Annotated in this window: 7 protein-coding genes, 1 tRNA gene and 5 pseudogenes; 10 read left to right on the top strand and 3 right to left on the bottom strand. The window is 59.9% G+C overall.

All coding sequences use genetic code 11. From position 1 onward, the window contains the following. Positions 1–862: 862 nt before the first annotated feature. On the bottom strand, positions 863–1174 hold the full coding sequence (locus tag ACVWYI_RS37400; protein ID WP_456664648.1) for a transposase: 312 nt from the start codon (positions 1172–1174) through the stop codon (positions 863–865). A gap of 220 nt (positions 1175–1394) precedes the next feature. On the opposite strand from ACVWYI_RS37400, the gene ACVWYI_RS37395 reads away from it, so the two are divergent. From ACVWYI_RS37395 to ACVWYI_RS37370, 6 genes and pseudogenes are all read left to right on the top strand, one after another. Continuing rightward, positions 1395–1469 (top strand) — tRNA-Ile (locus tag ACVWYI_RS37395). Between the two features lie 468 nt (positions 1470–1937). Beyond that, positions 1938–2336 (top strand): transposase, encoded by a 399-nt coding sequence (locus ACVWYI_RS37390; RefSeq protein ID WP_456664647.1) that lies wholly within the window; start codon positions 1938–1940, stop codon positions 2334–2336. Continuing rightward, positions 2333–2730, top strand: a pseudogene (gene tnpB / locus ACVWYI_RS37385) (IS66 family insertion sequence element accessory protein TnpB). Before ACVWYI_RS37390 ends, tnpB begins: the two are co-directional and overlap by 4 nt. Before the next feature lie 93 nt (positions 2731–2823). Continuing rightward, positions 2824–4367: pseudogene (tnpC, locus tag ACVWYI_RS37380) on the top strand (IS66 family transposase). 167 nt (positions 4368–4534) lie between these two features. Next, positions 4535–4777: pseudogene (locus tag ACVWYI_RS37375) on the top strand (IS110 family transposase); the annotation flags it as partial. 29 nt (positions 4778–4806) lie between these two features. Continuing rightward, complete coding sequence (locus ACVWYI_RS37370; protein WP_456664825.1) at positions 4807–4962, top strand: hypothetical protein; 156 nt, start codon at positions 4807–4809, stop codon at positions 4960–4962. Between the two features lie 1292 nt (positions 4963–6254). Here ACVWYI_RS37370 and ACVWYI_RS37365 read toward each other — a convergent pair. Continuing rightward, positions 6255–6459 (bottom strand): annotated as a pseudogene (locus ACVWYI_RS37365) (cold-shock protein). Positions 6460–6586: 127 nt separating this feature from the next. After that, positions 6587–7870 (bottom strand): IS256 family transposase, encoded by a 1284-nt coding sequence (locus ACVWYI_RS37360; protein ID WP_456664646.1) that lies wholly within the window; start codon positions 7868–7870, stop codon positions 6587–6589. A gap of 540 nt (positions 7871–8410) precedes the next feature. Here ACVWYI_RS37360 and ACVWYI_RS37355 point away from each other — a divergent pair. The 4 genes and pseudogenes from ACVWYI_RS37355 to ACVWYI_RS37340 form a co-directional block, all read left to right on the top strand. Continuing rightward, on the top strand, positions 8411–8848 hold the full coding sequence (locus ACVWYI_RS37355) for a hypothetical protein (RefSeq protein ID WP_456664645.1): 438 nt from the start codon (positions 8411–8413) through the stop codon (positions 8846–8848). Between the two features lie 49 nt (positions 8849–8897). Continuing rightward, positions 8898–9155 carry a DUF1842 domain-containing protein gene (locus tag ACVWYI_RS37350; protein WP_456664644.1) on the top strand — a complete coding sequence of 86 codons (258 nt, stop codon included), beginning with the start codon at positions 8898–8900 and terminating at the stop codon, positions 9153–9155. Between the two features lie 40 nt (positions 9156–9195). Continuing rightward, on the top strand, positions 9196–9342 hold the full coding sequence (locus tag ACVWYI_RS37345; protein ID WP_456664643.1) for a hypothetical protein: 147 nt from the start codon (positions 9196–9198) through the stop codon (positions 9340–9342). A gap of 70 nt (positions 9343–9412) precedes the next feature. Next, positions 9413–10098 (top strand): annotated as a pseudogene (locus ACVWYI_RS37340) (glycosyltransferase family 2 protein); the annotation flags it as partial. Between the last annotated feature and the right edge of the window lie 1057 nt (positions 10099–11155).

Here is an 11155-nt window from a genome sequence, read left to right as displayed (position 1 = left end):
CTACGGTGGCTTAGTCGGAACCGTCGGAACTGCTGATGAACACCAGGGTTGACGCCAGCCCTAAAGGCAAAAGACACAGGCCTTTCAGAAAGTATGCACACCGGCAGCAAGGAGCACGACGATCAATAGCACACATATACAAAGAGCAAGACGCCACGTATTTCGCGATAGTTCTTCATCGCTTGCTCGATTGGCGTTTCAGCCAATTTCTTCTCCCTCCCGAACGGAGAGAACTCTAAAGACCTTTGCAGCCAGCTACGCCGGGAAGAGGTCCGAGCTGCGAAAAACGCGCGATTGATGCGCCATTGCAGGCAAAATGAAAGAAATATACCAGAGCAGCAAAAAAATAGATCAAGGACGAGATGAGAGCACTCGGTGCCTTGTTTGCCTCACTCAGGATATTCAAAATGAAATGCGCCGCTTAGCTAGACGGCCAGGTCGCTTAGCTGCAGACCTTCCTGGACTTCCACCTCGATCTGAGTGGCGTAGTTCGGAGCCGGGTGGCTCGCGTCATCCAGCTGAAGGGAGGTAATCGCGCTCAGTGTCCCCGGCAGTGTTCTGCCAAGCCGTTTCCAGTTCGAGATTACCGGCGAAGATGAAAGTGCGGTCCTTTGTCGGAGGGTTCTCGATCCCGAGCAGCTTGGCTTTGGCAGTGAGCGCGAGGGTGATGTGAAGCGACTGCCGGTCGATGTGAAGGTGCCGATGGTCGCCGGACGCCGCCTGTCGCGGCGGTAGGAACGAGGCGGCCTCGAACCGACGATCTTTCGCTCAGGCATGCCCGATTGAGTACGACGTAGTGTGAGAAGAAACTAGTCTACCGGCTTGGTCGCCACCATCACCCGGACCGCACCTGACGGACCGATCACCGGCTCGCCTTCAGCGCCTGGACAATCGACGCAATCATCGCCGTATCCGCTCCACGACCGGCTCGGATCGTGATGCCGTCGACTTCAATCTCGATGATCCCGCTATCTGCCTTGCGCACCGCTTTGCGCTCCCGGTGAGCACTTGGCGCCGGTACCACTGCCGCCACCACCGCCGGCACAAACTGTACTTCGTCAGCTTCGGAATGACCGCCTGCCGCTTCTCGCAACTGACGTCGCCAGCCAAACAGCTGCCGCGGCGACAATCCATGCCGTCGAGCTACGGAACACAGCGAGTCGCCACTCGCCACGATCTCCGCGACGAAACGCCAAACGCAGATTGTATCTGTGATAGATTCGACCGTCGGGATGGTGGGCGACCTCCAAGCGATAGCCGGCAAGTCGATGCCTGAAATTCCCAGTTTGGCGCCTCCCTTGCTAGAAGCTGGTAATGAGCCCGAACGCAAGGTGAGCTAGTTTTCACTAGACGATTGCCTCCCTTCCCTGCCGCGTCAGCATAACGATTGGGACGGGCCTGTAGCTCAAGGGTTAGAGCCGGCCGCTCATAACGGTCTGGTTGCAGGTTCGAGTCTGCCGGGCCCACCAATGATTTCAACAACTTCTCACGGAAGATCGCTCGGCGCTTTTTTCTTTCCGTCAGAAATGCCAACAGAAACTATCGCGTTTTGTTCGTGTTTTGGGTTCAGGGATGTTCTCATCTCGATCGGTGGTGTCACAGTTTTCCAGTCACGCTATGGCAGGATGCCAGCTCCGAAAAGAGAGGCATTCATATGACCCAATCTTATACGAGGTCGGCGAGTTTTAACGAAAACAACGGTTCGAAATCTAGCGGCATGGGGTTTTCAATTACACGGTCGCATCCAATTACGGACGAGGAGTGGCACAAGGCTCTCCGCGATGCGGCGTTTGGTGAGCGAAACATACAGGAGTAGACGAAAAACGACCCCGATCAATCGTAAGCGGAGCTTTTCTCCCATTTGATTAATTGGTTTCCCTTCGGCTTTCGCTCTGCGATTCTTGGCTGGTCAGAGAGCCAAGAGGAGACTGAAGACGATGGAGCAATCGGATGAGCAAGCCGAGGCTGATGGCTTTGTAGGGAAGCTTACGCGCCGGACGCGTTCTGGAGGCCGGTTGTGGTCTGCGGAGATCAAGGGGCGGGCTGTTTTCGAGAGCATGAAGCCCGACGCCCGCGTATGTGATGTCGCACGGCGTTATGGTGTGAAGGCCCAGCAGTTGACGACGTGGCGCAGATTGGCGCGTGCTGGCCGGCTCGCATTGGTCACGGACGACGCGGCGGATTTCGTGTCGATCGAGCTGAACGATCCAGCGGCGTCAGGCAAGAGCGAGGGGCCCGTCGAGATTACGATTGGCAAGGTTTCGGTCCGCCTGGATGCGGACGTGTCGGCGGTGCGGATCGCGGAGATCGTGACTGCAATCGAGCGCGGCGCATGATCATTCCGACGCAGGGACTGCGGATCGTGCTTGCTGTGCGTCCTGTTGATTTCCGGTGTGGGCACGACGCGCTGGCCGGCTTGGTGCAAAACACGCTTGGGCTTGATCCGCATTCGGGCCTGATCGTGGTTTTCGTTCGAAGCGCGCGGACCGGCTGAAGATTTTGCTATGGGACGGCACCGGCCTCGTTTTGGTCTACAAGCGACTTGGCCGCGATGGTCGTTTCGAGTGGCCGCAGATCAGCGACGGCGTCGTGCATCTGACGCGCGTGCAGTTCGAAGCGCTGTTTGAAGGGCTGAACTGGAAGCGAGTGGGCGAAACGGATTGTCGCGACGCCAGCTGCGGCAAACTGACTCAGACCCGACAACCTGTTTCGCGCGGGGATTTGGGATGATAGCTTGCGGATGTGTCGCCGACCCCGATTGACCCCGCCCATCTTGCAACGCTGCCCGCCGATTTGCGAGCGCTCTTCCGCGCGCAGTAAGCGATGATTGAAGCCGAGCGTCGTCGCGCTGACGATGAATGCTCGGCGCGCCTTCATGTCGAGAGCGAACTGGCTGCGTCCAAAGAGACCGTCGAACGCCTCGAACTGCTCGTGAAGGAGTACGAGCGCGCACGTTTCGGCAAACGCTCGGAGAAGTTCAATCCCGATCAGATGCAACTGGTTCTCGAAGACGTCGAGATGCCATCGCCGAGGTCCAGGAGCGCCAGGACGATCGTGCGCGCCGCGCCGGCACGGCGCCGTCCAGCCGGCGGACCGGCCGCGCTGCCCGTGCCTTTCCCGCGCACCTGCCGCGCATCGAGCAGGTGATCGAACCCGAGAACCTTGAGTGTCCCTGCGGCTGCGGGCGGATGGTCCAGATCGGCGAGGATCGCTCACGCCGTCTCGATGTCATGGCCGCCCAGTATCGGGTGATCGAGACGGTGCGACCGCGCTACGCCTGCGCAAAGGGCTGCGCCGGTGTTGCTCAGGCGCCGGCGCCCGCCCATCTCGTGGAGGGTGGCATCCCCACCGAGGCGCTGCTGGCGCAGGTGGCGGTCGCCCAGTTCAGCGAGCACATGCCACTCTATCGCCAGTCGCAGGTTCTGGCCCGGCATGGCATCTTCATCGATCGCGCCGTTCTGGCAGACAGGATGGGAACGGTCGCCTTCCACCTCGCGCCGCTGGTCGAGCGCATGAGCGTTGTGATGAAGCAATCAGGCCGCTTGTTCATGGACGAGACCAGGGCGCCCGTGCTCGATCCGGGCCGGGGTCGAACAAAGACCGGTTATCTGTGGGCTGTCCTGCGCGACGATCGCGGCCACGGCGGCGCTGATCCACCAATCGTGGTCTACCACTACGCACCAGGACGCGGTGGTGGACATGCTGAGCGCATCCTCGAGGGCTTCGACGGCATCCTTCAGGTCGACGGATACCAGGGCTATCATCGGCTCGCACGGCCCGAGCGCAAAGGCGGCGTGCCACTGCGGCTGGCCGCATGTTGGTCCCACTCAAGGCGTGAGATCATCGCAGCAACTCCGAAAGCTGGCTCGCCGATCGCCGAAGCCGTTCTCGCGCGCATCGCCGCACTCTATGCAATCGAGAAGAAGATCCGTGGCGCCGACGCCCCGGCTCGGCAAAAGACCCGTAACCAGCGATCACGGCCGCTGGTCACTGAACTCGAGAGATTCCTGCGCGAGCAAGCCGCCCGCCTGTCGCCGGGCAGCGAGATGGGCAAGGCAATCGCCTATCTCCTGAACCATTGGGATGGCCTCACCTTGTTTCTTGACGATGGTTGCGTCGAGATGGACACCAATCCCGTCGAAAATCAAATCAGGCCGCTGACTCTGACGCGCAAAAATAGTTTATTTGCTGGTCACGATGAAGGAGGTCGTTCATGGGCGCGCCTAGCCTCGCTCATCGCCACCTGCAAGATCAACAGCGTGGAGCCATACGCCTCGATGAAAGCGACGCTCAAAGCGATCGCAACCGGTCACCCGCAGTCCCGGATCGACAAACTCCTGCCCTGGTCGTTCGGCCGCACCTCGTGATTCTCCGTCGTTGCCGCCTCCATACCCGCCGCCAACGATTTGCAAACACGTTGATCACCCCCCCACGCCAAACCTTTGCAAATGGGACGCGAACGTCGCTTACGGATGTCCCGATCGGTGTTGAACTATGTCGGGCCGACATTGGTTATGCGATCGTGGTGAGCTTGAAGGGCCAAGTTATGCGTTTCTTTGAAAAGCTGCCAGCATGCCTGGTGGCGATGGAAGCATGCGGTAGCGCCCACTATTGCGCACGCGAGATCGCAGCTCTCGGTCATGAGGTCCGGCTCATTCCGCCGGCTTATGTCAAACCCTTCGTGAAGCGCGGCAAGTCGGATGGGGCGGACGCTGAGGCCGTCAACGAAGCGGTGACCCGAAAGACCATGCGCTTCGTGCCGATTAAGACAGCCGAGCCAAGTCGGCTCGCCACTTCGCCGCCTGGCTGGGATTGACGCCGCGGTCTCATTCAAGCGGAGGCAAGAGTGGTTGGGACGAGTATCGAGGATGGGAAATCCGGAGCTCCGCTGTCTCCTCGTTGTCTGGGCAACGGCCGTCGTGCGGAGTATCCGAAATGACGCGCGGGCGCGGCCGTGGCTGAGGGCGCTTCTCGCCAGACGGCCCCTTCAAGGTTGCCGCTGTCGCGCAGGCCAATAAGACAGCGCGGATCATCTGGGCGCTTCTGAACAAGGGCGGAATTTATCGGCGTCCCGACCCAGTGGCGATTACCGCGGTCGCCGTCTGATGTACGCCAGTGACCGGCAAACGATCTGGACCGGCGCAGGCCGTCAGAGGGCAAGGTGCAACAACAGGCGATGAACCCATGCGACGAAATCCCGAAATGAGTGAAGCTACTGCACCCAATGCGCTCAAGCGCGTAAACTTGATTTAGCTCCTCGTTCCGCGGATCTCATCGAGGCCAGCGGCCATGCGCCGCGCGCAAAGGCCGGATATATGACCGCACCGTTCCAATGTGTGAAATCGACTGAAAAAGCTCTTGCCACGCGGGCCGTTCCAAGTATGGGCGCTGCTCGAGCAGGATGGCGCCGATGAAATGCAAACCGTCGCTCGCAGCAACGAGTGCGGGCCGCTTAAAATCTACCCCTGAGGAGCCAGGCCCTTCGCTTCGCGAGCCGCCTAATTAAGCCTCAAATCATTTGACGACGGAGAACGGTTGCGCCGCTTGTGCGGCGCCAGCAACCGGTCGGCTCTCTGCTGAGATGTTCGTTGTCGTGCAATGCTCAAGGTTGCAGACGCGAGCGATCGCCACGGCGCGGCGCGAGATTCGCTGATGGTTCATGGATTTTGCTTTTCGCTCTGATGCCGGTAGCGGACTGACTGCCGAGGCTCAGAAACGGTAATCGTGAGCGGGCAATGTGCTTTTGGGGTGCCCCTTGGACATGGGCGCACCGTCCCCGCCGAACGGGGCTGTTAGAACGCTGATGGCCACTGATGCTATCTTGGGTTCCTGAAGCCCAAGCCTACGGTTGCATACTACCTAAACGTTTGCAACAGCCATTTTCTACTCGTGGCGCGACGAAACCGCGCGCTCCCGTAAAACGGTTGCAAGGCTCGACGCTGACGGAAGACACGTTGCTCGACGAGGCATGGTTCGTGATTCCCTGGGTTTTCCTGCCCACGGCTGCGCTCGGTCTTACAAACCCGAATTACTCAAGCTCCTCCCGAAAGCGGTGACAACGAACCTGCAAACCGTGCTGCCGTGGCTCTACTGCACTTACGATCAAAAGCCCGACACGGACATAGACGCAAAAGCGGCGAACACGGTCAGTCCAAAGACGTGCCGAACTCCTAATTCGCTACGTCATCTCTGAAAAGAACGCAGCCTATTCGTCCTGCCAATTTTTGCTGGAGACCTATCACCGGCGGGCGTGATCAGACTCGCAGGTTTTCAGCGCAGCTCTTGCCACGCTGGGGTCGACTTTGACTTCGTAAGAAATCTTTCGGCCTTCTGCCAAACGAGAGAGTCCAGCGCGTTCTACGGCGCTAATGTGGACAAAATGTCGTTTCCGCCGTCGTCTGGAGCGATAAATCCGTACCCCTTTTGATCATTGAACCACTTCACAGTACCTGTTGCCATACGATCACTTCCTTTGCCGCCGCGCCCAGTCCGCGCGCTGGTGGGTAATGGTGCCGAGAAACAGAGCAACCGGCGTGCCGGACCGAAAATGGAGCTATCGCCAAATTTTGGTGACGGCCGGAGCCGGTCAGGCGGCGGCGGTTATGGGCTGGCGGTCGGTCGGCTTGGCGATGACCTCGATCCCATCATTGAATGTCACACCGACAACGAGTTTTGGCAACTGGTTGTGGCCATCGAGACGACGCCAGCTTCTCTGCGCGGCCTCGAGCAGTTTGAAGACCATCGCGAGTGCGGTCTTGTTGGACAGGCAGCCCTTCGATCGGATGGTGCGGTGGCGAACGGTGGCGAAGGTGCTTTCGATGGGGTTGGTCGTCCGCAAGTGTTTCCAGTGCTCGGCCGGGAAGTCGTAGAACGCCAGTAGCGTGTCTCGATCCTTGCTCAGGCAATCGGCGGCCTTCTCGTACTTCAGCGCGTAGCTCTCGATGAAGGCGTCGAACGCCAGCTCGGCGGCGAGCTTCGTTTCAGCCATCCAGATCTCCTGCAACGCGCGTTTGGCCTTCGGCTGCTGGCTCTTCGGCAACTTGGCGAGCACGTTGGCGGTCTTGTGCACCCAGCAGCGCTGCTCGCGCGTTTTCGGCCAGACCTCGCCGGCCGCCTTCCAGAACCCGAGTGCGCCATCGGCGATGGTAAGCTGCGGCGCCACGTCGAGCCCGCGCCGCTTCAGATCGAGCAGCAGATCGCGCCAGTCCTGCGCGCTCTCGCGGGCGCCATCGGTGAAGCCGACCAGTTCCTTGCGGCCTTCCAGGGTCGCGCCGATCAGCACCAGGATGCACTGCTTTTCGTCTTCGAGGCGCGCTTGAAGATGGATGCCATCGGCCCAGATGTAGACGTAGCGCTTCGCCGACAGATCGCGCCTCTGCCACGCGGCGTGCTCGTCGAGCCAGCCATCCTTCAGGCGACCGATGGCGGATGCCGACAACCCGGCAGCATCCTTGCCGAGCAGCGCAGCCAGCGCCTCAGAGAAGTCGCCGGTCGAGATACCCTTCAGGTAAAGGATCGGCAGCAGCGTCTCGATCGACTTCGACCGGCGCATGTAGGGCGGCAGGATCGACGGCGGGAACCGGATGCGGCCAGGATCGGCGGCGTCCGCTTCGCGATCGCGTACACGCGGCTGGCGGACGGCGACCGGACCGATGCCGGTCATCACCTCGCGCTCCGGCAGGTGACCGTGGCGGACGACGCGCTGGTGGCCGTCCCGGGTCTTCAAATCGGCATGCTGGCCTAGAAAGTCTGCAACCTCGGCCTCGACCGCCTGGGCCAGCAGGGCACGCGCTCCGTTGCGCAAGACTTCTGTGAGTTGATCGTCGAAGATTCCTGGCTGAATCAGATGGATGACGTTATCGTTGGACACGGCATATCGCTCCTTCGGTGGAGAAGTGGAGGCGTCAAGCACCCCCACGATATGCCGCCTTTCCGATTCCCGCCGTCACCAACTTTGGGCGATAGCTCCCGAAAATGCTGATCCCACAGTGATGGTGAGCATCGGGTCGACGTCAATGGACGCAAAGCTGACAACCGTGTGTGACTGCTAACATTCTCAGGCTAGCTCAATCAGTTTGAACTACGCGAAGGCATCACGCGGCGGGATCGTTAGGTTCTGCAACGGCATGATGCGAGCAGCCGTGTGCTGCAGCTTGAAAGTGCTCGACCCGATTAGCTCGCATATAACCGGGTTGTCTTAGACTGGTCGCGCAGAAGGTTGACGCCGGTGTAGTCGTATTCATCCGTGTCAGGTCGATGACACGATATCCGCAACTCGACGCTGAGCCGCGGGGCTCGCACCAGCGAGGCGCACCTTTCTATCGCCATTAAAGCTTTCACTGCGCAACTTTTCTGGTGGCACACTCATTGCTAGTTAGGTCCCAGATCGATCCCTGCCGGGGAGAACGCGTTGCGGCCGCCGGCGGACATCAGCCCAGCACCGCACTGGTCATCAGGCGTGCGGGGACGCTTAGCGTCGTCAGCTCAGCAGGAGGAGAATCATGAGTTTCTATCAGACGAGCCGTTTAACACGGCAAAGGCCAGCTTTATCCACGGACCCGACGGATTCAGGCTATTTCTGGTCGAGGTTGAGGCTGATGCGCCGAACTTCGCGACAGGAACTACCCTAGTGCGCGATCCGCATTGGGTCGGCGGCCTGAAGATCGACGTGATGGGCTGGACGGGACCGCTCGCTGAAGGGTCCACGCCCTTCGCGGTCAAGGGCAGCTTCCCCGGCCATTACGTGCCGCAAATCGTCGTGTCCGGTAGCAATGGCACGCGCCTGATTCCGGTGAAGGCGATCCCGGCGGAAGAATCTGACGACTACGTGCGGCAGTTGGCCGGATGACCGCGGCCGATCACCCGATCAATCCTCTTAAATTGGAAAGGATAGCTCTATGCCCGATACGACAACCAAAGACCACGTCGGATTGTTTCACGCCTGCTATCAGATTGGCGAAAGCCGCCCCGGAGGCATAATCTTCAAGCTGGATCTGGTCGTCGACACGCCGAACAGGCGGATCCAAGGCTTCGGCAGCATCACCCAAGCTGTTAAGCCGCCGCTCGATGTCGCCACCTCCCTGCAGGGCAATTACAGCCAGCTGCCGACGCTCCCGCCGGCGCCGGCACTACTTCTAGTACTCCTTACTGGCTAACCCGCCGATCCACTGGCCGACGCATGGCGGGCTTGGACCGGTGATTCTGCCCAACGTCGATCTGCGCATGACCCTGGTCCCGAACTGGCAATCGGGAATCGCCTCCTACCAGTATCGTAGCGGCCACGGCGATTGGCAGCAGATCGAGGCCGCGCCGGTCAAGCTGGTGTCTCCAGCCATCGCATGAACGGATCTAGGCCTTGTCAATCGGCATTCGACTGGGACCCCCTATCGGCATCCAGTCGAATGCCGATTGACAGTTCTTCCGGGGAAAGCCGAGCGACTTCGGTGAGGACCGCCATCTGACGATCCTCATGCTCAAGGCAGGGTTTCGAACCGAGTACGTTCCGGACGCCATCGCCGCCATGGTGGTCCCGGACAGGCTCTTGCCGTATCTGCGGCAACAGCTCCGCTGGGCGCGGAGCACCTACCGCGACACGCTGCTGGGTTTGCACCTGTTGCCCGGCCTCGACCGGTACCTTACGCTCGACGTGCTCTCGGGCCGCTGCTGCTCGCCATCTCATCGATTGCCGCGCTCGCTCAGCTCGCGCTCACCGGCACCGTGCCCTGGTGGACCGGTCTGACCATCGTCGCAATGACCATAATTCGATGCAGCGTGGCGGCCCTTCGTGCCGGCGAGCTTCGATTCATCGGCTTCTCGCTGCACACCCCGATCAACATCTTCCTCCTGCTCCCGATGAAAGTCTATGCGCTCTGTACCTTGAGCAACAGCGACTGGCTCTCGCGCAGACCAGCCGGTTTGCTCGACGGAAATGGAACGAATGGCAAGCTTTTGTGCCCGGCCCCGACAACCGACAAGCCGAAGGAGATTGGTCGTTGCTCAACTGATCTGCCAGGACAAATTCGCGCTCCGAGCGGTCAAAGCTGCTTGACGAACTCACAAGCGAACTGGTCGCGGCGAAGCCGGAACTCGGCGCAATAGGCGAGGCGAGCACCAGCAAACGAACAGTCCCGGCGAAACAATACGGTGACCTCTTCTATCCAGAAGACCTCCGCATCCTAGCTAATATTTTCGACCAGGCAGTTGCAGCTTTACCGCCAGATCGCCAAACTATCGCCAATCGTACGCACATCGCCAAACTTGTTCTAGCTCAGGGAACGACACGTGAAGCCAAGTCCGACCCGATTCATGGCGCCTGCGTTCTTGGCGATTTGCTCGATCAGACGTTCAACTCTTACTCGTCTAACCGAATCGCGGTTCGGCCCAGCACCTGGCGGAATTCTGCATAAGGCGTAGGTTAGATCACTCGATGGGGCAATAAGAAGACATCGTCCTGGTTTTGAGAACCAGCGGTTCTTTCGAGATCGCCCAGCGATGGGTATACAGGCCGCCTGCTCTTGCTAACAGTTTCGTCTCGTCAGCAGACAGGCCGCGGGACAGGTGGCAGGACCACTTCTGCTTCATCCTCAAGGCAAGAACCGTGTGTTCAAGCCCTCGGTCTCAGAGGATGGGTACGCTACCACTTGCACTGCAATGCGACGGCCTGCCGGTCGCAGCGACGCGCAAATAGTCCAGGTCCTAACGGCACTCCGAGTGCGCCGCGAGACGGCTAGTCTCGTCCACGTTTCAGCTGCGACCGAAAGTCTCCTTCGTTGCCCGCAGCGGGTGGGGCAATGCCGCCCAGAGAAGCACCACAGGTGTCAGCCATCACGAATGTCGTTTTCCTGCAACGATCACGGCGTGGCCACTCCGCGGATCAGCATACTATGCCTGGCTCCGCGCACACTGCTGCTGGAGGCCATCTCAAGTGGCAGGGAGTAGCTTGCGACGCGGCAAATCAGGATGGAAGTGCGTCCCATCCAGATTGTCGCGCTATAGTTGTCGAAGGGATTTGACTCGTACGTAGCGTCACGTTGTAGGAACCAGGCATCCGCCGCCTCGTGCCGACCAACTAGTCAACGACCGATGGCGGGAGTGTGACGTAACACATCAAAGCTATCCTCCGGTTAGATATCGAGATGACGACACCGCTTCTCTT

Source organism: Bradyrhizobium sp. LB13.1 (assembly GCF_054056815.1).
The sequence above is the reverse complement of the archived record's forward strand: the minus strand, read 5'-3'. Positions and strand labels throughout refer to the sequence as shown.